The organism is Leucobacter faecis (assembly GCF_054456635.2).
On sequence record NZ_JBTJEP020000031.1, the window covers coordinates 1 to 23,306 of the forward strand.

General features: G+C 61.4%; 17 protein-coding genes. 11 read left to right on the plus strand and 6 right to left on the minus strand.

The window, feature by feature from the left end:
* Window positions 1-96 precede the first annotated feature (96 nt).
* From ACXR2T_RS15410 to ACXR2T_RS15435, 6 genes are all read right to left on the minus strand, one after another.
* Window positions 97-1,518, minus strand: coding sequence for an MFS transporter (locus ACXR2T_RS15410; RefSeq protein ID WP_458840397.1), 1,422 nt, complete (start codon window positions 1,516-1,518; stop codon window positions 97-99).
* Between the two features lie 139 nt (window positions 1,519-1,657).
* Window positions 1,658-4,207: a helix-turn-helix transcriptional regulator gene (locus ACXR2T_RS15415; protein ID WP_458814542.1), complete on the minus strand. Its 2,550-nt coding sequence runs from the start codon at window positions 4,205-4,207 to the stop codon at window positions 1,658-1,660.
* A gap of 154 nt (window positions 4,208-4,361) precedes the next feature.
* Window positions 4,362-5,309, minus strand: coding sequence for a class C sortase (locus ACXR2T_RS15420; RefSeq protein WP_458840399.1), 948 nt, complete (start codon window positions 5,307-5,309; stop codon window positions 4,362-4,364).
* Window positions 5,299-5,547: a hypothetical protein gene (locus tag ACXR2T_RS15425; RefSeq protein WP_458814538.1), complete on the minus strand. Its 249-nt coding sequence runs from the start codon at window positions 5,545-5,547 to the stop codon at window positions 5,299-5,301. Before ACXR2T_RS15425 ends, ACXR2T_RS15420 begins: the two co-directional genes overlap by 11 nt.
* A gap of 94 nt (window positions 5,548-5,641) precedes the next feature.
* Window positions 5,642-7,330 carry a SpaH/EbpB family LPXTG-anchored major pilin gene (locus ACXR2T_RS15430; protein ID WP_458814534.1) on the minus strand — a complete coding sequence of 563 codons (1,689 nt, stop codon included), beginning with the start codon at window positions 7,328-7,330 and terminating at the stop codon, window positions 5,642-5,644.
* An 84-nt stretch (window positions 7,331-7,414) separates the two neighbouring features.
* Window positions 7,415-9,889, minus strand: a complete 2,475-nt coding sequence (locus tag ACXR2T_RS15435) for a DUF7927 domain-containing protein (RefSeq protein WP_458840401.1) — start codon at window positions 9,887-9,889, stop codon at window positions 7,415-7,417.
* A gap of 1,339 nt (window positions 9,890-11,228) precedes the next feature.
* Between ACXR2T_RS15435 and ACXR2T_RS15440 the strand changes: the two genes are divergently transcribed.
* The 11 genes from ACXR2T_RS15440 to ACXR2T_RS15490 all read left to right on the plus strand — a co-directional run bounded on the left by ACXR2T_RS15440 (window position 11,229) and on the right by ACXR2T_RS15490 (window position 23,164).
* Window positions 11,229-12,497, plus strand: a complete 1,269-nt coding sequence (locus ACXR2T_RS15440) for a hypothetical protein (RefSeq protein WP_458840402.1) — start codon at window positions 11,229-11,231, stop codon at window positions 12,495-12,497.
* 203 nt (window positions 12,498-12,700) lie between these two features.
* Window positions 12,701-13,285, plus strand: coding sequence for a helix-turn-helix domain-containing protein (locus ACXR2T_RS15445; RefSeq protein WP_458814528.1), 585 nt, complete (start codon window positions 12,701-12,703; stop codon window positions 13,283-13,285).
* 66 nt (window positions 13,286-13,351) lie between these two features.
* A complete protein-coding gene (locus tag ACXR2T_RS15450; RefSeq protein ID WP_458840404.1) occupies window positions 13,352-14,488 on the plus strand; it encodes an ABC transporter substrate-binding protein in 1,137 nt (378 codons plus the stop codon).
* Between the two features lie 2 nt (window positions 14,489-14,490).
* Entirely contained in the window at window positions 14,491-15,372 is an 882-nt protein-coding gene (locus tag ACXR2T_RS15455; RefSeq protein WP_458814524.1) for an ABC transporter permease, read from the plus strand.
* Complete coding sequence (locus ACXR2T_RS15460; protein WP_458840405.1) at window positions 15,373-16,179, plus strand: ABC transporter permease; 807 nt, start codon at window positions 15,373-15,375, stop codon at window positions 16,177-16,179.
* Entirely contained in the window at window positions 16,163-17,179 is a 1,017-nt protein-coding gene (locus ACXR2T_RS15465) for an ABC transporter ATP-binding protein (protein WP_458814519.1), read from the plus strand. Before ACXR2T_RS15460 ends, ACXR2T_RS15465 begins: the two co-directional genes overlap by 17 nt.
* 54 nt (window positions 17,180-17,233) lie before the next feature.
* Window positions 17,234-18,604 carry an NAD(P)/FAD-dependent oxidoreductase gene (locus ACXR2T_RS15470; protein ID WP_458814517.1) on the plus strand — a complete coding sequence of 457 codons (1,371 nt, stop codon included), beginning with the start codon at window positions 17,234-17,236 and terminating at the stop codon, window positions 18,602-18,604.
* Window positions 18,605-18,691: 87 nt separating this feature from the next.
* Window positions 18,692-19,045, plus strand: a complete 354-nt coding sequence (locus ACXR2T_RS15475; protein ID WP_458840407.1) for a cupin domain-containing protein — start codon at window positions 18,692-18,694, stop codon at window positions 19,043-19,045.
* A 13-nt stretch (window positions 19,046-19,058) separates the two neighbouring features.
* Window positions 19,059-20,255 (plus strand): NAD(P)/FAD-dependent oxidoreductase, encoded by a 1,197-nt coding sequence (locus tag ACXR2T_RS15480; protein WP_458840409.1) that lies wholly within the window; start codon window positions 19,059-19,061, stop codon window positions 20,253-20,255.
* Between the two features lie 27 nt (window positions 20,256-20,282).
* Window positions 20,283-21,968 carry an amidohydrolase gene (locus tag ACXR2T_RS15485; protein WP_458840411.1) on the plus strand — a complete coding sequence of 562 codons (1,686 nt, stop codon included), beginning with the start codon at window positions 20,283-20,285 and terminating at the stop codon, window positions 21,966-21,968.
* A gap of 380 nt (window positions 21,969-22,348) precedes the next feature.
* Window positions 22,349-23,164, plus strand: coding sequence for a DUF2690 domain-containing protein (locus tag ACXR2T_RS15490; RefSeq protein WP_489945556.1), 816 nt, complete (start codon window positions 22,349-22,351; stop codon window positions 23,162-23,164).
* The last annotated feature ends 142 nt before the right edge of the window (window positions 23,165-23,306 follow it).

Below are 23,306 nucleotides of genomic sequence, written 5' to 3' on the forward strand. Positions count from 1 at the left end.
GTCAAGTGTTTCGGCAGTTGAACGCCGCGGCCGCCCCTCGACTGGCGAGTTGACAAACATAGAAGAATCAGAATCCATGACGTAGGTGGTGGGGAGCTACGCCTCGATGTCGATGTTCTTGGTCTCGCGGGTGAGGATCAGCGAGATGAGCGTGAGCACCGCGGCACCCGTGAGGTAGAACCCAACGTAGATCGGGCTGCCGCCCGCGAGACCCCACAGCCACACCGCGATGATCGGTGCGAGGGCGGCGCCCAAGATCGACGACACGTTGTAGGCGACGGCTGATCCGGTGTAGCGCACGTTCGTGGGGAACATCTCGGGCAGAAACGCGCCCATGGGGCCGAAGGTGAGGCCCATGAGCGTGAACCCGAGCGCGAGGAAGAACATGACGAGCGCGGTGCCGCCGCCCAGAAGCGGCACGAACAAGAACCCGAAGAGGGCGATGGCGATCGTGACCCAGATGAGTGTCTTGCGGCGGCCGAAGCGGTCGGCGAGCGGGCCCGACACGAGCGTGAAGATGCCAAAGAAGACAACGCCAAACACGAGCATCAGAATGAAGTCATTGTACGAGTAGCCGAGTCCGGGCACGTAGGCGGCGGCGTCGAAGTCGACGCCTGCGGCGTTCGCAGCCTTCTGTGCGACCTCGAGGCCGGGGCGCGTGCCAAACGTGAGCGTGTACGACGTCATCAGGTAGAACAGCACGTAGGTGGCGAGCATCGCGAAGGTGCCCAGAATGAGCGCGCGCCAGTGATCCTTGAACGCGACCGCGATGGGCATCTTGGTGACCTTGCCAGCCTCCTTCGTGCGCTCGAACGCGCTGGACTCGACGAGCTTGAGCCGCACCCACAGGCCCACGACCACCATCACGGCCGAGAACAAGAACGGAATACGCCAGCCCCAGGCGAGAAACGCGTCTGACGCGATGCCGGGTTTTGTCGGGTCGGCGAGGCCCATGTTGATCACATAGAACAGCATGTTCGCGATGATGAACCCGATGGGGGCGCCGAGCTGCGGGAACGTGCCGTACCAGGCGCGCTTGCCCTCGGGGGCGTTCTCGGTGGCCACGAGCGCTGCGCCCGACCACTCGCCGCCGATCGCAAAGCCCTGCGCGAGGCGCATGACGAGCAGCAGCACCGCTGCCCACATGCCGATCTGATCGTGCGTGGGCAAAATACCGATCAAGAAGGTTGCCACACCCATCGTGATGAGCGATGCCACGAGCGTGGTCTTGCGGCCGAGCCGGTCACCCAGGTGACCGAAGAAGATCGCACCGACGGGGCGGGCGAGCATCGCCGCGCCAAACGTGGCGAACGATGCGAGCAGCGCGGTCGTCTCGTTGCCGGTGGGGAAAAAGAGGTGCGGAAACACCAGGACGGCCGCGGTCGCGTAGACGTAAAAGTCGTAGAACTCGATCGTCGTGCCGACGAGGCTCGCGAGAATCACGCGCGAGGTCGAGTTGCGCGGTGTACGGGCCTGTTGGTTTGTGGGTATGGCTGGTGTAGCGGGCGTAGTGCTCAAGAGGGGAGACTTTCGGGGATCGAAGAAAGCGCGAGCCCCGCAACGTCGATGTGGTGAGATGACCTGCGCTATTGAAGACGTGGTTCCTTGTGGGATCCTCCCGTTAGCTTACGGGGTTTGTGGGGTGCGTTCGCGGCAGTTACAGCAAGAGGCCAATTTGATGGGCCACGTGTAGGGCGTCATCTCGACTTGAAACGTCAAATTTACGATAGATCGACTTCAGGTGATCACGCACGGTGTGCACGCTGAGGTTGAGCTCCCGGGCAACGTTTGGGGCGGTGCCGTGCACTGAGATTGACTGGAGCACCCGGAGTTCTGCGGCCGTGAGACGGCGTACTGACGTTCTGGCGGGAGACGCGGTGCTTTCGCGATTGGACCCTTGAGCGCTTGAAGAGTGCCCGGTTGCGGCAGTCACAGCATCATCAGCGTTAGAAGCGGGCGTCGTAATTCTGTCGTAGGAGACAAGGGGGCGGAGGGAGGCGCTAAGGCCAGATGAAACGAATCCATAGTCGCATATCAAACGTCGAGCCAAACGGCCGCTGTCGCTCGTCGTCGCTGTAAGGCTTTGAGAGGGCCCAGGCGGCACATGCGTGCCGTCGATCATGAGATCAGCTGCTTCGACACAGAGGAGCGCCTCAACAGATCGTCGGAGGTGGGTATTCTGGATAGCTCGGTCGTGCACTCTACGTGCAATCGACCGTGCGCGAGCATACTGTCGGACTTCAAACGCGGCGTACGCGTTTGCCAAATGGGGGACCGAACCTTTGACGGGATGTGGTGAATCCTGCTGGCCGAGGAATGAGAGCCGCGCAAGAAGCTCGCTGAGTAGCTCATCGTTGCCTCGCATCGGTATGGCCACGCGCTTTAGCGCCCGGATCTGAACGCTGAGTTCTTTTGCTGCCTGAGCAGGTCCGTATCTTTGCGCCGAGAGCTGAGCACCAAGCCAGATCACAAATGGTCGAAGTTCGAGTGATCGTACCCGTTCGTTGAGTGAACGCCAGAACGCGAAGGCCTGCTGAGTTTGGTTACGCTCAAAAGCGACAATCGCTTTGGCGATCTCAAGCGGCTTAGTGGAAAAGTTTCTCCGCTTGTCTAGCTCACCGTGGGCTCGCTCCCACTCCTCAACTCGAGTCACTGCTGAGCGTAAATCGCCCCGAGCTGCCGAAATGAGCGCGCCTAATGCCTCAGCGTACACGGAGCTTGAGGGCGAGAGACCATGCGTGCGTGGGATGACCTGTGTCATGGTGATGGCCAGATTCTTCCACCACTCAGCATCACTGAAATTGCCTAGCGCGATGTGTGTCACAGCAGCATGGCAAGCGATTGTCGCAAACGTGGGCCACGATCTGCGCAGATCCGCCTTCGTGAGTGAATCAAATTGTTTCTGTAACTGAGTGAGCGCGTCCACACAAGTACGTTCATCACCTTGCAAACGACTCGCATGGATTTTGGCTGCAGTGATCGCGATCGTGAGAACGTCTGCCTGATGGTGAGGTACCTCGTTCAACACCTCGGCAATCTCACCCGCACGAAGTGCGTCCGCAGGTCGAGGTGCCCCACTATTAAGAACGGTAGGAAGAAGAATGCTGTATCTGAGGATTGGGTACCGGTGCTGTGCCTCTACTGGAATGCTGCTGAGTAGGCTCAGCAATCCGCTGGCAGGATCTACCAGTGAAATGGTAGTGCACCTGAGCAGTAGCTCATTGACCAAATGCCAGTTTTTTTGGGCGAACGCTGCCTGAAGCGCTTGCTCAGGGTAGGGCGATCGAAGCGCGAGTGCGACGGCTCGTTCTGTCGAGATTTTTTGGGAGGCCTCGCCTTTGTGAAGGTTGTTGCCCTCGTTGTCGGGACGAATCACCATCCAAATATCTTGGTGGAGGGCCTTTTGTAGCGAGTACCAACGGGTTCCATTTGAGTCAATGCGCTGGCGCATGAACGTTGCAGACAGTTGCGTTAGCACGCGAGCTGCGTCAAATTCAGGCACGCCCGCAATGGATGCCAGTGAGTCTGGCGAGATCTCTTCAATACTGCAAGCTACACGCGTAAGTTCTTGCATCGCAGGCGACATTTGCGATGCGTAGTGCGTGATGAACTCTCGTGCAAACCCGGCGCTCGCTTCTCCGTGGTTAATCTGCCCCAAGACCGCGAGCGGCCAGCCCGCGGTCGCATCGACGATGTGGGCAGCTTGGGTCGTTAGCTTGGCGGCGTCATTTGAGTCTGGCGCGAGGTCTGCGTGTTTCAGGTCGAGAAGTTCCTGCACTTCACCAACAGTGAACTGGAGCATATCGTCGTCAATTACCGCGCTTGAGACGCGAAGACGAGACAATGGTGCATCTAGCGTGCCCATGTCATGGCCAAGCAGGATCAGATGAACATTTGGCAATCGTTCGAGCGTCGTCAGTACGAGCTCATCATGAAGTGGAAACTGAGGGCCAGGGTAGTTGTCGACAATAATGACGAGACGTTCAAGTCGCGCGGCGAGCGTGTGGAGCAGATTCCAGTCAGGGAACTCGTGAGGCGACGGAAACAAAGGCGGTAGGTCGCCCTCTTCAACGAGTCTGGCAGCCTTAAGAGTGGCCGAAATTGCTGTCCAGAGCTTTACGTTCCCGGCGCAGTCAGCCCATACAACGTGCGAGCCTCGCTCATGCGCGGCCTGCGCAAGTTGCACACCAAGCGCGGACTTGCCCATTCCTCGTGCTCCCCGCACCATCACAAGTGCAGGCCTGGCAGAACAAGCTACATGAACCAGATGGGTTCTTTGGACCTGCCTGGTACGGGGGCTAGGCACAAAAGGAGTCGAGTTCATTCTTCCTTAACAACACGAGGAGTGACAGTGCAGTTACTTAAGGCATACCTGCCAGTTCTTTAACACTGTGCATTTTACGAGTATGTCTAGGATAGATGAATAAGAACCAGGCACTCGCCGCAGATCCGCCGAGGACTGCGGCAGCCCACCACGGGAACCCGGCAGTAACTCCGTCGCCCGCAACCGTACCATCGTACTCATTTTGAGGGGCCGGGATTCGGGTTCCGCGCACAAGCAAGCGGTGTGTGTTGACGCTTACAGGCACACAAGTGATCAGCGTGACGTAGTCAGCGTTATCGACAATGCGCAGAGCATCTGTTTCGTCGGGCAGTACCGTACGAATATCGTCTACCTTGTACCAGTGCGTTTCACCGAGCACTTGCACACTAAAAACGTCGCCCAATTTTGCCTTGGTAAGCGACGTGAACAGGCTCGCGTTGACAAGCCCAGAGTGAGACGTGAGCACTGAGTGGGTAGAAGGACCGCCCACGGGCAAGGAAGAGCCATACAAATGCCCGACACCTTTACGCAACACTCGATCCGAAGTGCCGTGGTAGATCGGGAGCGAGATGTTTGTATCGTTATAGGTGATGTGACCGATGGAATCTGACGGGCTTACCCGCAGGAGGTCTTCATACGCGCGCAGTGCGGCAGCATCGCCGTCGGGGTCCACGGTGCTTGTATAAGGGTCACGCAGCGGCCCCTGAGGCATATGGTCGTTGTAGGCATAAGCGAGTTCGAGAGCACGCTTGAGAGTTTCAGGGTCTGAAGCCTCGACGGCGTCGACGTAGCCAGAAATCTCAGAGTTGTGCGTACGGGCCGAAAACCAATCGGCGGCCGGAGCATAAAAACCGAGTACCAGTGCACCCATGATCATAACCTGGATCATGATCGCATTTACGAGATCACCGCGTTTGCGAACCGGTGTAGCTACCCGGGGTGAGAATGGCTCTTGGTAGCCCGAAAGTGAGGTGTCAAGACTCATCGTTGACCTTCTTGAACTTTCGAATCATCAGTAGCGCACCGAGGCCAAGCATGATGCTTGCGAGTGTGAGGAACAGTCGGCCGAGGCCGGCAGCAAGATACAGCCTGGGCGGCATCTCGCGTACATCGAGGCCTATAGTGCCGCTCGTGAACAAGATAACAGCAACGAATACCGTGACGAGAAGCGCACGGATAAGTACCTGGACACTACGTTTGCGAGGTGAACGATCTTTAGCCACGGCTGCTTTCGTGAATGTAAAAGGGAAAAATGGGTGTGTGGCGGCTGCAGTGAGCACTGCAGCCGCCACACATTATGCGCTAGGCAAGAACAGCTTAAGCTGCGATGCCGCGCTTCTGGCGCCGGATCACCATGGTGATCGCGCCCGCTGCAAGCAGCAGGCTGGCGGCCGTGAGCATCCAGGTGCCCGCACCACCGGTGAGCGGCAGCTCGAAGCCAGCATTCTTCTGCTTGTTGACGACATTGCCGAGCAGGTCATCGGTGCCGGTCGCACCGCTGACGATCAGAGCCTGATCGGCACTGTTAACCTCGACCTTGATGGGCTCAGCAAGCAGCTCGTAACCATCGGGCGCCTTCGTCTCGACGATCCAGTACGCCTGGTAACCGTCGACCGGGTCTGTGCTGGTGATTTCTGCACCGTCGACCCACTTGGAGTAGCGCAGACCCTCGATGTTGACCTTACCGTTAGCGTCTGACGTGAAGGTGTCCTTCGGTGACGGGGCTGTTGCAGTGCCGTCTGCGTTCTTCGTGAACTCGACCGGGTTGGTCTTCGCCTTGGCGTCGGCCTCGGTGAGGAACACCTGGAACTCAGCGCCAGCGAGCGCGGCAGCCTTGTCGCCGTCCTTGCCGGTCTTCGTGAAGTTCACGTTACCGAACTTGGTGACCGACTCGGGGGTCTCGAAGGGGCAGAACTCCTCGCAGGGGTTCTGGGGATCCGTCGGGTCGGTGGGGTCGGTGGGGTCGTCACCGAGGTTCGCGTCAACGTAGTCCTTGTTCGGGAAGATGAGACCGGTGTTCGAGATCTCACCGACCTGGTTGACCACCGTGGGTACAGTCAGGGTCACCTGCGTGGCTGCATTTGCCTTCTTCGCTGCGTCAAGCTTTGCAAGACCTGAGGCCTTGAGCACTGCGACGACAGTGTTGGTGTCAGCGAAGTGCTTGACCGTGTAATCGTCAGCGGTCAGCTGGCCTGCGGCGGCGGGAATCGTGATTGCTGCGACAGCGCCGAGCTTTATCGGAGCCGCACTGGCGTCGGCGGCGACGTAACCGAGCTTCTCATCGAGCTTATCGGCAATTGCGTAGCCGTCGATCGACTGGCCCTGCGCAGGGGCCTGCACGTTACCGGTGATCGTCCACACGATCTCATCACCCAGCTTCACTGCGTTCTCATCGTTCACCGTCTTGGTGCCCACGGCCGAGTTCTTGGGGTAGACGTGCACGTTGTACAGCCAACTCTGTTGGTCTGCCGGGTCCGTGAGCGGCACCGTGATGAGGAACGGCGCCGAGGTCATGTGACCGGCAGGCGTCGTGGTCTCCTGCACGTAGTAGAGGCCGATGGGCAGGTTCGTGACCGAAGCTTCACCGGACGCGGCGTCAGTCGCACCTGACTCGAACACATTGCCGGTACCAGTGAGCAGCTGCGTGGCGGCGCCTGCGACGGTGAGGTCCTGTGCGGTCTGCCACCCCGCGTTTGTTGCCAGGTCGATGGCGACGTTCGTGTTCGCACCGGTGCCCACGCGGGTGGCTGTGAACTTGGCGCCGCCGAGAGCCTGGAGGTTCGCTGCGTCGATGGCGTCCTGGTCGATAGCAGAGCCGTCGTTCGGCAGGTTCGTGACGCCTGCGGGCTGGTCGAACTTGTGGAACGTGATCGAGCCCTTGGCGTCGGGGTCGACGACGGAGGGGGCTGCGTGCGCTGCGGAGCCGCCGGCGAGGATCAGCATCGCCGAGGCGGCGATGGCAGTGATCCCAGCCAGAAGGCCGCGTTTACGTGATGGTGTATTCACGGTTTTCCTTTCTGGGTTCGGCCTGGAGGGGGGTCCAAACCGGGGTTAGGTGATGTCGAGCAATGACTCGACAAGCTTGTGGGCTTAGAGCTCGCGCGTTTGGCGCCGTGAACTCCAGTAATAGAAACCTGCGATCAGTAGGCCGAGGCCTGCGAGACCACCTACGCCGAGCAGCCAGGGAGCTGCCGCGCCGGTGAAGGGGAGCGGCAGGGCGCCTGGGTCACTCACGACCATGAGGTACCCGGTGGGGTTACTGCAGGCGGTGGGGCGAGCATCTGTGCCGTCGGCATCGCATCGGTCAAGCAACGTAGTTGCTCCTGGTTTGAACACGTCAACTTGGCCTAGGATCACGTTCTTATCGGGCACGCCGGGGGCCGGGTGATCTGTCCCAGATTCGGCAGAGCTTGCCACACGAAACTTGATGGGTTCGGCGAGCAGCTGCACACCTGTCACAGAGCGCTTGGTGTTTGCATCGACGCGCTGCTCCTTAGGGGCCTGCGTCTCAAGCAACCAGTAAGTGCCTGCGGGGAGCCTGTCGGCGCGCCAACGCCCAGCCTGTTCGCCCGATGCAATCGGTGCGAATGACCAGCACGTCTGTGCGTTCGAGCCTGTGACGTCGCACTTATTGGCGGGTTCATTGGTGCCCATAGTCCCGTTGTCATCTACGCGGATCTCAAACTGGTGACCGATGAGGTTCGTGAGTGGGCCACGTGTGCCGTCGGCGAGCGTACCGGTGCCGTCTTTACGAATCGCGAAGAAGTCTTCGGCGACCTGATGCGACGTTTTACATGCGGCCTTGTGCGTCGAAGGCTCGCCTGTCTCGCACTGGTTGGGCTTGGGCTCACTGCTACCCGCGAGCGCTGAATAGGTGTTGATGAAGGGCGCGCCGACTTCTCCTGTGAGGGGATTGTTGATCTTCACGGCGAACCATACCTGGGCTTTGACTTCACCGGCTTCGAGTTCGAAGGGTTTGGTAGCGAGAGTCCACTTGCCGCCTGCTTCGGTCGGTGCTGGCACCCACTCATCGAGCGTCGTTCCTGTGGGCAGGTCACCCTGGTTAATGGTTCGCACGACGTTGCCAGCGGCATTGAAGAAGTAGATGCCTCGAGTAAGGGCACCCTGCGCTGAAAGGTCGGGTGCGCTCGCGTCCCAGGTAGCGTAATCGTAGACGTCAGTTAGATCATCAGTGACGACAATGCCATCGATCGGGTAGCTCGCGTCGGCCTTCTCAACCTCGAGAGAGTAGTAGATGTTGCCGCCAGCGTGCAGCGTAGCGCCCGATGCCGGCCTGGACTCCTTCTTGGAGGCTGTCCAAGAGCGCACATGGTGGTCGGAGCACAGCGGTTGTTCGTCTTCCTGTGCCGGCGGTGTGCATGTGGTGGGCGGGGTCTCGTTGCCTTTGACGAGGTAGTTCGTAAGACGGTATGCGGTAGTTCCCGTACCGCTCTCGCGCGTGTTCCCCTCGGCGTCTACGTTTTGTTTTACCGTGACCTCATAGACGACCGCGTACTTCTTGCCGGCGGGCACCGTTGCAGTGCCTGTGCCGTCTGCAGCGCCAGCGATCTTGATCTTCTTGGCAGCCTGATCGTAGAAGGCAAAGAAACCGGTTGTGATATCAGTATGGTCAGCCGGGTCTGTCGCTGTAACGTCGCGCACCTTGAGTGAGTTGCCTACGAAGTTGGCGTCGTCGAGTACATCTGCGAGGTGATCGGTGTAACTCAGTTCAGTAGCGGCCGCCGAGCCCTCCGTATTGTCGAATGCGAGCGAAAACTTCACCGTGTTACCAGGGTCGACCGCGACACCCGAAGCAGGGTCCGACTGCTTAGAAACCACGAGGTTCGGCAGCATCGATCGGTTGGTGAATTCACATTCAATTTCTCCGCCACGGTAACTATTTGAAGCTTGAAAATGGAACGTTCCTGTAGTGCCGATCCCCTTGTACGCGGGTTCGGGGTTGCCGTTCACAAAACAAGCCCAAGATGTTTCATAGTTGTTTTGGAGGTCAGCGTTGTTGACCCCGGTCTCAGAGATCGTGTACCAGTTGCCCGACAGCACAGGGACAGGCCCGAGCTGATCCTTCTGTAGTCCGATGTCTGAACCGGTTGTCGTTACGGATCCAAATGAAGTTTTGGTGCCGGTCTGAGCTGCATGCCATTTTGCTTCAAGTTTGAACTGGTCAGTGGGCTGGGCCCGTTTGCCGTCTAACGTTTTCTTCAGCGTGAGCGTGGGGGGAGTGCCGCACGAAGCAAGGTCGTTCATTACTCGATTCGAGGGTTCGATGTTTCCCGCAGAGGTGGACTGAGGACCCATAAGGGTCATCGTGAGGGGGTTCACGGTCATGTTGTTGTTTACGCCGTTTCCGCGACGCTGCAAAAACATGCGGCCGTCCGCATTGAACGCTGAGCCGTTGAATTCGTTGTTGCCGTACAGGTTCGTTAGTGGGGCAGTGACAGCTCCTGCGCTCAGTGTGCGAATCTGGCCTGGTGACTGAGCAGCTGCACTGAGGAGCGAGTTTGTCACAGTGATTTGACGTGCATTTGCGCCAGTGTTGTTACTCACGAGTGCAAGGAGATTACCTGCTCCATCAAATGAAATGTCACCGTTACCTGTCGTGCTTCCAATGTGGAGATCGGTACCGGGAGTTTTGAATCCTCCGATGTATATCGCGTTCTTTGTGTCCGTCTCAAACTGGTAAAGGTGCAAAGTGACTGAGCCTTGGCCCCCTTGGAAAGCCGCGTCATAGTATCCGTAGAAATAATCGCCAGTGTGGGGGTCTACCGCGCCAGCGACGATCCAGCGATGGTTGCCCGCAGAAGTGGGCATGGTGAAGCTGCCTTCTACCGTCGCAGTGCCGGTGATATTCCCAGAGGCGTAATTCGTGAGGTCGTATTTGTAAACTCTGTAGCTTGCGGTCGGGCCATCGGTTGTGTCTTTTGTCTGTCCAACGAAGTAAAAAGTTCCTTCTGGGGTGACGCCAAGTGCGTTCGTGACGCTATTGACCGAGCCCGCGGGGGCGCTTGAGCCGGAGAGCACAATGTTTCCAGCAGATGGAATCGGGACTGTCGCGCCGTTAGGTTTGTTTACATTGGCGCCGGTGCCAAGGGTCACTCTGCGAATGCGGGTGTTTGTTGCATCGTTTGCCGCTTGGTCAATGGCAAAGTAAGTGTTAGGTACGCAAAAGTCATCGACATCGAGGGAGAGCAACGAAGGTTCCCTTAGCGTCTTTGTACCTTGACGCTGGGGAGATGGTGTCGTTGTTCTGGTCGTCCGTTCACTGGAGTCGGCCTCCTTATTGGACTCGGCACCAGCTTCGGGCTCTGAGGCGTCCCCTACGTTCGAAGCGTCGTTATCGACAGAATCTTCATCGTCTGCCGGCACTACGGTCGGGTCCACGTCAGTTGGCTCGTTCGAGACCGCATTTGCCGCGAACGGCTCGAATGACTGAGCAAAGCCACCCACGAGTAAAACAAGTCCGAGCGCAAGGGCGGTCGCTGTACGACGCCTACCCCTGTGAGTAATACGTGGTAACGGCACCGAACACTCCTCCTTGTATGACAGCTGGTTTGAGACGACGGCATGCGGTAAACCCGCTCAAGCATGCTGGCTTCGTGCTCGTCTCTGTCTTCAAATCTCGTTGAAGCTTCTTCAAGATATGTCGCCTATACACCGAAATAGCGTCAATGGGGGATCTACCCCTAAGAAGATCCCCCACACTCCCACCCTCATGGCTTTTGCCGCATTGTTATATGGTGAAGTCCTGCGGTGTCAGTGGTGGCGCGCAAGACGTGGTCGAACTAAGACGTAAACGAGAGTTGACCGCATCAAAGAGGCGGGGGAGAAACCAATTACGCAAGACAATGCATTGCGACCAGCAGAGATCTGCCAGGTCGAGCGTCATATGTCAGCTAGAGAATTTGGCGAGGCTGCTCGTGTCATCGAAGGCGAGCTTCTGCTGTGCTGGTACTACTTCAAACCAGCCGAACTGTTGAAAACCCTTGATGTGATCACTGGCAATGCTGTCGCTTTGGGGTCAACCACCCAGATGGTGCAGTCTTTTCTCTTGGGCGCCGCTTCCTGGTCTCGCAGGCAAGTAGGCGAGATGAACGCACTTCTGCAGAGCAATCGTTTGCGCGCGCGACTTTTTGTGCAATTGGGCAAAATGCTGTGGTTTCGGCTGCAGGGAAGACCTGTGCAGGGTCTTCTAGCTGGGCAAGACATTGAGCTTCACAAGTTGGGGCCTGTGAGTATTCATGACACGAGTAGAGGGTGGCGTGCATTCGGGGCAGTGCAGCACGCTATCACCGCGATGCTTGCCGGTGATTTCCAATTAGCAATTGGCAAATTTTCTGAAGCACAAAGTCTGCCTCTTGCGCCAGAACTTGGTTTTTTGCACCGTGACGCGTATGTGCGGGCAGCCATGATCCACGCTATTCTTGGTGAGAATGACACCTCGCGGAGCTTGCTTGATCGTGCCCGAGAAATTCCACGAACCAGCAGCTGGGCAGAAGGTATTCTCGACACGAGTGAAGCCATCGTGTGCGCTCTCCTCGAGACGCGAAATTCGCGGCGCGCGGGGCAGATGCTTGAATCGATAAGCACACGTGAGCTTGGTGAACTATGGCCATTTTATGCATGGGCTTGGTATATCGTGCTCACGCGTTCTGCACGTTTCTCTGATGCGGCAAGGCGTCTCGAAGAGATTTCGGCAATGCCGTTTCCGGCGCACCCAGGCGAAGGGTTAAGCGGGAGTATTATTTCGTTACTCTCGGCGCAGTTGGCGCTGCGAGATGGCGACCTGCAGCGGGCGCAACAATTAATTGAGCTGGCCGACCCTGAGTATGTGGGCACGAAGTTATCCCACGCCGAGATGTTGCATCGCGCTGGGAACCGCGCAGAAGCGAGCGCCATCGTTGAATGCCTTGAACGAGAGGTGCGGGGGCTCTCGTGGCTTGAACGGCAGCGCGAAGCTTTGATGAGCGATGAAACCGAGACTTTTGCAGACAATTCCCTCACTGAGCGCCAGTTGTTGCTCCTACACTACTTAGAAACCGATAGTACGGATGAGCTCATTTGTCGAGACTTTGGTCTTGAACGTCAAGATCTCGATGTCGAAATTGTGAGCCTTCAACAACTGCTAAGAGCTCACGAAGTTCGCGTCACGCTTTAGTCTCACGCCCGGCGGGCGGAGATTCCGGCACTCGATGCCCCGTCCCCGATTGCACCCGATCGAGCCCGTGTGCTGTCACTGGCGGAGGCATACGCTGCCACCCACTTGCCGCGTCGTTCGCCAGAGTGTACGCTGTTGCCAACCTCACTGAACAAGGTGTTCAGCAAACTGGGGTTGTGGGTTTACTCGTTCAAGGAGGAACGGTGCCAGTAGAAGTTGAAGCCGAGCTGGGTGAGCGCGTCGCCCTCTTGCGCGAAGTGCGCGGCCTGAGCCTACGTTCGCTCGCCGCGGCAGCAGGGGTGAGCTCAAGTTTCTTGAGTCAGCTCGAGAACGGCCGCACCAACGCCAGTGTCGCCTCGCTGCGCAAGATCGCGGCCGCGCTCGGCGTCACCCCGGCACAACTGCTTGACGACAGCCCAGCTCACACCCGCGGGGTGCTGGCAGCGGCCGGGCGGCCAACGCTGCCGCTCGAGGGCGCACAGAAATTTGTGGTCTCACTGCCACCGCTGCGCAACCTCGAAGTGTATGCGGGTGTCTTTGAGCCCGGCGGTTCAACGGGCAGCGACTTTTACACCCACGGTCAGTCACAAGAAATGTTGATCGTCACTGAAGGCGAAATCGTGCTCGAGCTCGGTCAAGAACGCTACGTCATGCAGACCGACGACTCGATCGAATTTCTGAGCTCTGTGCCGCACCGGGTGCTGAACGAATCAGCGGCGCCGGCAAAAGTGATCTGGATCAACAGCCCGCCCACGCCAGACGAGACACCACACGCGCAAGTCTCGTAGCTCGCGCTTCACACGCGGCCACACAAACCACAGACCAACTGATCATCAATGAAGAAGGATCACACCATGAAAAACACATCTCTGCAACACACATCTCTGCGCCGCAAGGTCATGACGGGGCTCGCCGTCGCAGGCGTCGGTGCGCTGCTCGCAGGCTGCTCGGCCGCAGGCCCCGCCGTAGACATCGACTTGGGCCCCGGCCCGGCCGAGGTTGGCACGGTGAAGGCTGGCGCACTCGACGGCGTCACCCTCACGTTCGTTTCTTGGGGCGGCACGTTCCAGGAGGGGCAGATGGAGGCGGCAGGCAAACCGTTTGCGGAGGAGTCTGGTGCGACGGTGCTCGAAGACGGGCCCACTGAGTACGCCAAGATCAAAGCGCAGGTCGACAACAATGCGGTCACCTGGGACGTCGTCGACACCGACATCATCTGGGCCCAGAAGCAGTGCGGTGAAGACGGGCTACTCATGGACATCGACACGTCGATTGTCGACACGTCGAAAGTCCCCGAGGGACTCACCGGCGATTGCTTCGTGCCCGCGATGCAGTACGGCTACGTCATCTTGTACAACGTCGACAAGTACCCGACCCCGCCCACCGGCTGGGCCGACTTCTTCGACACCGAAAAGTTTCCGGGCAAGCGCGGCATCGCGGGCTTTGAAGACATCGGCCCCGGCATCTATGAGGGCGCACTGCTCGCAGACGGTGTGAAGCCCGACGAGCTCTACCCGCTCGACATGGATCGTTCCTACGACAAGATCGACGAGATTCGCGACAGCTTGATCTACTGGAAGACAGGCGCCGAATCACAGCAGATGATCGAGTCGGGCGAAGCCGACATGGCGCTGGTGTGGTCGGGTCGCGGCTATGCGGCGGTTGAGAACGGCGCAAACTACAAGCCGGTCTGGAACGAAGCGCTGCAGATCACCGAGGCGCTCGCTGTACCGAAGAACGCCCAGAACCCCGACGCGTCGATGGCGTTCATCAACTACTACCTGGGTAAGAAGCAGCAAGAGACCCTCACCGAGCTCACTTCGTACTCGCCGGTCAACACCGAGGCCGCGCCCGCGCTCAGCCCGCTCGGCATGGAGTTCCTCACGACGGCACCCGAGATCGCGAAGCAGATGGTGGCGACCGACTCCACCTGGTGGGCTGAGAACTACGACTCCGAGCTCGACCGCTGGATGACCTGGCTGCAGGGCTAATCGTGACAACCACCAACCTACCCGTGGTGCGCGGGGCGAACACCTCGCGCCGCGCACCGCTGCGGGCCCTACTGCTCCTGCTGCCGGCGTACGCGCTGCTGCTCGGAGTGTTCGCCTACCCCGTGTTCGAGAGCATGTGGCGCAGCGTGAGCGACCCGACGCTCGGGTTTGGCAACTACGAGTGGGCGCTGCAGAACCCGCAGAACCTGCAGATCCTCGCGCGCACCTTTGGTAACGCGTTTCTTGCCACGCTCATCTGCTTGCTGCTGGCCTACCCCTACGCCTTTCTCATGACGGTGGTGGGGCCCAAAGCCCGCACCGCGCTCGTCGTGATCTCGCTGATCCCGTTCTGGACCTCGCTCATGGTGCGCACGTTCGCGTGGATCGTGCTGCTGCAAGACTCGGGCGTCATCAACACGATCCTCGAGGCCGTGGGCATTGGCCCGATGCAGCTGCTGCGGTCAAACACGGGCGTGATGATTGGCCTCAGCCAGGTGCTCATGCCGTTCATGGTGCTGCCGCTGTACGCCGTCATGAGCGGCATCGACGGCCGCCTCGTGACCGCCGCCAGGTCGCTCGGTGCGCGCCCCTCGATCGCGTTCTTGCGCGTGTTTTTGCCGCTGTCGATTCCCGGCATCGCGGCTGGCGCGCTCATGGTGTTCATCCAGGCGCTCGGATTCTACGTCACCCCTGCGCTGCTCGGGTCGCCCTCCGACAGCATGCTCGCACAAGCGATCTACGCCCAGGTCAGCAGTCTGCTGCAGTGGGGTCGCGGCGGTGCGCTCGGCGTGATCCTGCTCGTGTCAACTTTCGTGATGCTGGGCCTCATCGCCCTCGTCGTGCGCTCAGCGAAGCGCAAGGGTCTCGCCGTGGAGGTGTTCTAGATGATTCGCATTCGCCCCCTCACACGCGTAGTCCTGTGGACGGTCAGCATGATCGTGGCACTCTGGCTCATCGCGCCCACCCTCGTCGTTATTCCGCTCAGCTTCACGGGCAAAGCCTCGTTCGTCTTCCCGCCAGAGAGCTGGTCGCTGCGCTGGTACGAGTCGTTCTTCACGAACCCGGCATGGACGGCGGCACTGTCAAACTCGCTGCTCATCGGCCTCCTGGTCGCGCTGCTCGCGACCGTGCTCGGCCTGCTTTCGGCGCTCGGCCTGCGCGCGCTCACCAGCAAGAAACTGTCCTCTTCGCTCCGGATCGGGCTGCTCACGCCCATGGTCGTGCCCGGGATCGTGGTGGCGATCGGCATTTACGCCGTGTTCTTGAAGCTCGGCCTGGTGGGCACCGTCGCGGGCTTCGTGTTTGCACACACCGTGCTTGCGCTGCCGTTCACGGTGATCGCTATCACCGCCGGGTTTGCCGGGTTCGATGACCGGCTTGAACTTGCCGCGTTGAGCCTCGGTGCTGGGCGGCTGGCGACGTTCTTCAAGGTCACCCTGCCCAACATTATTCCCGGGCTCGTCTCGGGCGCGCTCTTCGCGTTCGTGACCTCGTTTGACGAGGTGGTGCTGTCTCTGTTTATTAAGAGCCCCTACCTCAACACTCTCCCCGTTCTCATGTATGCGAGTGTGACTCGCGATACCGATCCGACGCTCGCGGCCGCCGCGACCGTCATTCTCGTGCTCACCACGACGCTCGTTCTCGGGGCGCTCGTGCTGACCGGAAGGAAAAACCGTGGCCGAAAAGCATAGCCAGCGTGGCGCCGAGATTCGACTCTCGGGCGTCTCGAAGCACTACCCTAAGTCCATCGCCCTCGATGATGTGTCGCTTGACGTCAAGGCGGGGGAGTTCATGACGTTCCTCGGGCCTTCAGGCTCGGGCAAGACGACGACGCTCAACCTCATCGCCGGGTTCACCGACCTCACGACGGGCTACGTCGAAATCGACGGCCGACGCATGGACGATGTGCCCGTGCACAAGCGGGGTCTCGGCATCGTGTTTCAGCACTACGCCCTCTTCCCGCACCTCACCGTGGGTGACAACGTCGCGTTTCCGCTGCGCCAGCGCAAGGTCGGCAAGGCCGAGGCGGCGAAGCTTGCGAGCGCGGCGCTTGTCACCGCCGGGCTCGCGGGCTACGAGGACCGCTACCCGAAGGAACTCTCGGGCGGGCAGCAGCAGCGCGTTGCCCTCGCACGCGCCCTCGTGTTTGAACCGAAGGTGCTGCTGCTTGACGAGCCACTCGGTGCGCTCGATAAGCAGTTGCGCGAGCGTCTGCAGCTCGAGCTTCGGCGCGTACACCGCGAGGTGGGGCGCACATTCATTTTCGTGACGCACGACCAAGAAGAAGCCCTGACACTCTCAGACCGCATCGCCGTGTTCAACGAGGGACGCATCGAACAGGTCGGCACCTCGAAAGAGCTGTACGAGAAGCCGGCGTCACTGTTCGTCGCGGGGTTCATCGGCGAATCGACGAAGGTTGAGAGCGACGACGGTCGGGCGGTGACGGTGGTGCGTCCCGAGCACGGGCTGCTGCATGCGTCGGCGGCAGAAGCCGGCGCCGGTCAGGCGGCTGTGCCGGTTACCGTGCGGCAGGCGATCTACCTGGGGTCGGGCTGGAAGTACGAGATTGTACTGCCAGACGGCAGCACCGGGGTTGTGCGCGGCAGCGAACAGCTTCCGTGGCTCAGCGGCGATAACGCTGAGGCCTGGCTGAGCTGGCGCCCCACACTCGCCTCGCAGTTTGCCCTCTAAGCGGGCACAGAACATGCATCATTTACAGCAGTACACCTCGCAAAGGAATCAACGATGATCAACGGCAACGTCTCGCACTGGTGGCAACAAATCGGTTCACCCAAGTCGCGCCCCGAGCTGCCCGGGTATCTCGCAGCCGACGTCGCGATCGTGGGCGCCGGGTACACGGGGCTGTGGACCGCGTACTACCTGAAGCAGGCGAAGCCCGAGCTGCGGGTCGTCGTTGTCGAAGAGAAGCACGTGGGGTACGGCGCATCGGGTCGCAATGGCGGCTGGCTCACCTCGGCCATGACGGGTGGGCGCGCCCAGTACGAGCCCACCCACGGCCGCGACGCCGCTGAGCGGTTTCAACGTGCCATGAACGAGACCGTCGACGAGGTGATCCGGGTCACCGAGGCCGAGGGCATTGACGCCGACATTAAGAAGGGCGGCGAGTTTAACGTCGCTTACACGCCCGCGCAGGAGGCGCGCATTCGCGCCTTCGCGGCCGAAGAGCAGTCGTGGCGCTACACCGACCTTGAGCTCCTCGAAGCGGCCGAGGCGAAGGCCAAGATCAACGTCACGGGCACCCGCGCCGCGGTGTGGCACCCGCACGCCGCGCGCATTCAGCCCGCCAAGCTCGTGAGCGGTCTCGCCGAAGCGTGCGAGCGACTGGGCGTTGAGATCTACGAGCGCACACGCGTCGTCGAGATCGCCCCGCACAGCGTCATCACGACGCACGGCACGGTATCGGCCGAGTACATTGTGCGGGCAACAGAGGGCTTCACCGCCAACCTCAAGGGGCTGCACCGGCTGTGGCTGCCCATGAACTCGTCGCTGATCGCAACCGAACCGCTCTCCGCAGAGGTGTGGGACGAGCTGAACTGGAACAAGGGCGAGGTGCTCGGCGACTTCGCGCACGTGTACATGTATGCGCAGCGCACCGCCGACGACCGCATCGCAATCGGCGGCCGCGGCGTCCCCTACAAGTTTGGTTCAAAGACCGACACCGACGGGCAGACCCCCGCTTCAACCGCGCACACCCTGAATGAGATCATGAACCGGTTCTTCCCGGCGACCCGCGGCGCACAGATCGACCACGTGTGGTCGGGCGTGCTGGGCGTGCCGCGCGACTGGGCCGCCACGGTGGGCCTCGATAAGCAGACCGGCATCGCATGGGGCGGCGGCTACGTGGGCACGGGGGTCACATCGACGAACCTCGCGGCCCGCACCATCACCGACCTGATCCTCGGCAACGACACCGAGATCGCGGGGCTGCCGTGGGTAAACCACCGCGTACGCAAGTGGGAGCCCGAGCCGCTGCGCTGGATCGCGACGAAGGGCCTCTACGCGGCCTACGGCTTCGCAGACAAGCAAGAGTTGGGCGGTAAACAGAAAACGTCACCCATCGCGCACCTCGCAGACATCGTGACCGGCCGCAGCTAGCGGCCAGCACGCGAGACGCGCGAGTCACGCACAAATCGCACACAACACATCACACATCACACAGCACAACACACTTCAGGAGTATCAATGACGAGCATTCCCACCCACGCTGCCCACAACACCGGTGAGGTGCAGCTGCCCCCGCACGCGCCTAAACCCACGGCCACGACCGCGGGCCTCACCGAGGCTGGTACGAGCGTGTGGCAAGCCGGCAATATCGACACGGGCCTCTGGGAGTGCACCACGGGCAGCTTCACCGCGCACCGCGAGGGCTACACCGAGATCTGCACGATCCTCTCGGGCCGTGTCACCGTCGAGGTGGCGGGCGAGGCAGACATCGAGTTTGGTCCCGGCGACATCATGGTCATGCCGTCGGGCTGGGAGGGCACCTGGCACGTCACCGAACCGCTGCGCAAGCACTACACGACGATCCAGGACTAAACACGGCGAAAAGATGACGCACTCTCGAGCGATCGTCGTGGGCGCGGGGGCCTGGGGGCTCCCGGCCGCCCTCGAACTCCAAGACCGTGGCTGGCACGTCACCCTCATCGAACGCTTCGCACCCGGCAGCCCGTACGCGTCAAGCGGCGGCAGCTCACGCCTGTGGCGGCTCGCCGACACGCAAGCGTGGCGGGCGCGTGGCATGATCGCCACACGCACCGCCATGGAGCGGTTGGGTGAGCGCCTCGGCGCCCCCATCCACAGCACGACCGGACTCGTGTGGCGTGACGACGAATCACTGCCAGCGGTCGCGGCGGCGCTCGCGTCAATCGGCCAGCCGGTCGAACGCCTCGCCCCCGCCCAGGTGGGCGACGCGTTTCCCGGCCTGCGCCCAGACGGGCGCCCGGCCCTGTGGGTCGAACAGGCCGGGGTCGTGCACGCCGACAGAATGCTTGCGGGCGCGCTCGCCGCGTTCATCGCTGCAGGCGGCGACTACCGGCCCGCGACACGGGTGACCGGCATTGATCCGGATCATGCTGCAGGGACCGCGCCGCGCGCCGCGCGCGTGCAGATCGCGGGCGGCGAAGTGCTCGAGGCCGAGCAGGTGCTTGTCGCCGCGGGCCCCGGCACGCGCGAGCTGCTACCGGGGCTGGGCCTCGAGCTGCCGCTCACGCCCTACATCGAACAGGTGGTGCACCTGGGGTCGCCCGCCGCGCAGCCGCCCGAGTGGCCCGCGCCGGCGCTGCCGGGGCTCGTGGACTGCCCGATCGGTGACGCGCCGGGCATCTACGCGATGCCAGACGCCCAGCGCGGGTACAAGGTCGGCCTCGACCAGCCGCTGCGGCCGCTCGCGGGCGGCACGCTGGGTGAAGACCTCGACCGCGCCGCGGTGCCAGAGCGCACCGAGATCATCCGCGCGCGCGTCGCGCGTGATCTCACCGCGATTGAGCCGAACGTGCTCGCCACACAGGTGTGCACGTGGACGGACTCGGGCGACGGCGACTTCGTCGTCGGCCGCGTGCATTCGAACGTTGTGCTCGCCTGCGGTGACTCGGGCGAGGGGTTCAAGTACGCTGCGTTTATGGGGCAGTATCTCACCGACCTCGTTGAGGGCGGCGCGGGCGACCCCGAGTTTCAGCGCCACTGGAACCCGGCACGGTTTCGGGGCGTGACCACCCGTACCGGCTACAGCGCCATTGGCCGGCACTGAGACCACCAGACACACGAGGAGCAGCTGATGACCTTGAACGGCAACGACATCGATACCGCCGCGGGTAGTGGCGCCGAGCTCGCCGCCGCGGGCGGCTCGCTCGCCATCACCGGCGCAAACCTGCGCAGCAACGCCCACCTGGGGCGCGCATGCGACGCCACCGCGCTGCTCGTAGAGGGCGGTCGCATCTCCCTCATCGGCAGCGATGACGAGGTGCGTGAGCGCGCCGCCGCCTTCGGCATTGAGGTGCGAGACGTCGCGGGCGCGACTGTCACCCCCGGCCTCTTCGACTCACACACCCACCCGCACTGGGCGGCAGACGTCACCGCGGGCATCGACCTCGCCGGGCTCGTCACCATCGAGCAGCTGCGCGAGGCGCTCGCCGCAGAGCACGAGCGGCTGCCCGAGGGTGCCTGGCTGCGAGGGTGGAACCTCGACTACGCGCCGTTCGAAGAAACCGGCATGCGCGGCGACCTGATCGAGAGCGCCGCCCCGGGCAGGCCCGTCGCGCTCATCTGCTACGACCTGCACACCGCGCTGGGCACGGGCCCGGCGCTCGCGGCGGCCGGTATTACGGGCACGCGCGAGTTTGCCGACGCGAGCGAGATCGTGGTCGACTCCGAAGGCAAGCCCACGGGCATGCTGCGCGAACCGAGCGCCTACAACCTGCTGTTTGCGGCGGCGCCCACGCGCTCCCACGACGACGAGCGCGATGCGCTGCGCGACATGCTGCGCTCTCTCGCCGCTGTTGGCCTCACCGGCGGCGCCGTCATGGATGGTAAGCCCGCGACCGCTACCTTGTTTGCCGAGCTCGAATCGCGTGGCGAGCTCGACCAACGCCTCACCGTGCACCACTGGCACGCCGTCGGGGACACCGACATTCACGTGGCTGCGCGCATTGCCGCCCGTGGCACGGCCGGGCGGCTCTGGGATCAGAACGCGATCAAACTGTTTAGCGACGGCGTGATCGACACGGGCACCGCCTGGCTGCACGAGGCCGACGCGTGCGGCGACGGCCGCGCCGCGTTTTGGCCGTCGTGGGCGAGGTTCGAAGAGGTCGTGCGCGCCTACCACGACGCTGGCATGCTGATCGCGACGCACGCCGTGGGCGACTACGCGGTGAGCCGCGTGCTCGACGTCTACGGCGCACTACCCGCTAGGCCGGGCCTCCCCGCACACTCGATCGAGCACCTCGAGGTGCTCGCTGACTCAGACATTGAGCAACTGCGCGGCTTTGGCGGAGCTTCATCGAGCCGCGTCACCGCGTCAATGCAGCCGCTGCACATGCAGTGGCGCGCGGCCGACGACAGCGACCCCTGGGCGAAGCGCCTGGGAGAGCGCGCCGCCACCGGCTACCGTGTGCGCGACGTGCTCAACGCGGGCGTCACTGTGACCCTCGGCTCTGACTGGCCGGTCGCGCAGTACGACCCCCGGCTCGGTATGGCCTGGGCGCGTGGCCGGCACACGCCCGGTAACTCTGAGGCCCATGTGTTCGAGCCGGATCAGTGCCTCACCGGCGAAGAAGCCCTCTTCGCCTACACCCTGTGGCCCGCGCTGGCTCGAGGATTCTCAGACCGCGGCGTACTCGAGGTGGGAGCGGTGGGCGACCTCACGGTGTGGGGGAGCGACCCGGTCGAGGCCTCGACAGACGAGCTGCCTGAGATTCCGTTCGTGTTGACGGTGGTCGACGGCCGCGTGGTGCACACGCAGTAGTCGGACCGCTCCTGATCGGATCGGGTGGGCCGCGCGACGGCCCGTGGCCGCTTGTGCCACTCCACGCAACAGATGGGACAGTTTGTACGCTTTAGACCCTTCTGACGCGTACAAACTGTCCCATCTGTGAGCGGCTACCTAGCGGCGGGCCTCGCGCAGGCCGCGCTCGACAAACTTACGCAAAGAGGTTCGTTCGGCCATCGAACGAAATATCGGGATCCTTGTATTGGTGCCAAAACTCCAGGGCAACGACTGGAATATCCCAGGCAACGGCATTCGCTTTCTTGGATCAATATATGGTTGCTCAAGTAGGCAAAACATCGTGTTTTGATAGCCGAACACAAGCGTTCGAGGTTTTGAACTCGTCATGGGGAGGATGAATGTCGAATTCGACTGCACCGCAGTCCGGCGCCAATCTAGGGGAACCAGTCGACACGGTAGAAGCGTTCGCGGAGGGGTTGCGAGACCTCAAGACTGCAGCGGGCAACCCAACGCTCGCGGCAATTAGCAACCAGACCGGAGTCTCTAAGAGCGTGATTTCAGTCGCGCTTTCTGGCAAGTCGCTTCCGACAGAGAACACTGTCCTCAAGCTCGTCGGCTTGTTCGGCGGCGACCCAAAGACGTGGAGAAGCCGAAGAAACGCACTCGCGCCACGAAGCACGGTTCTAGATCCTGCGCCAGAATCAATGGATCGGTCACGCCGGTTCTCACTCCTTCAGACAACCCTTATTGCCGCGGTTGCCGCAGTGTTAGGAGTACTCGGCACGGTCGTCACGATGAACGGGTTTGGCGCCAGCGAACCTGCTCTGGCCGAGGGCGGTCGACATCTTTCTGAACCGGCCAACGGGATCGACCCGATGCTCACCTCGTGCCGTGATGATGCCGTCATCGCAGCCTCTGAAGCAAGACTCGACAATCAGGTGCACGTGCAGCTGATGTATTCGAACGACTGCATGGCGGTGTGGGGGCGGGTAACGAGATACGACGGCGAAACTGATGGAAATACGATGTCCATGCGCGTCTGGCCGCTTGATGATCCGCAAAGCACGAGAGCTCAATCACGCACCGACATTGGGCTGCAATCGCTGTACACTCCAATGATTATTGAACCAGACACGGCAGCACGAATTTGCGGTCTGGCAACCATCATGGTGGACGGGAAGACCGAAGAGCTTGGGCCGCAGCTATGCATCTAGTAACTGGCCGGCCCCGATCAACGCTCGCACTGGCCGCGTTATTCGCGACCGGTGCGTTGCTGCTTGCAGACCCTATGAGTGTGGGGTTTATAAATAATCGATTACAAGCCTTGTAAGGCCAGAGCCCCACGGTGAAAATACG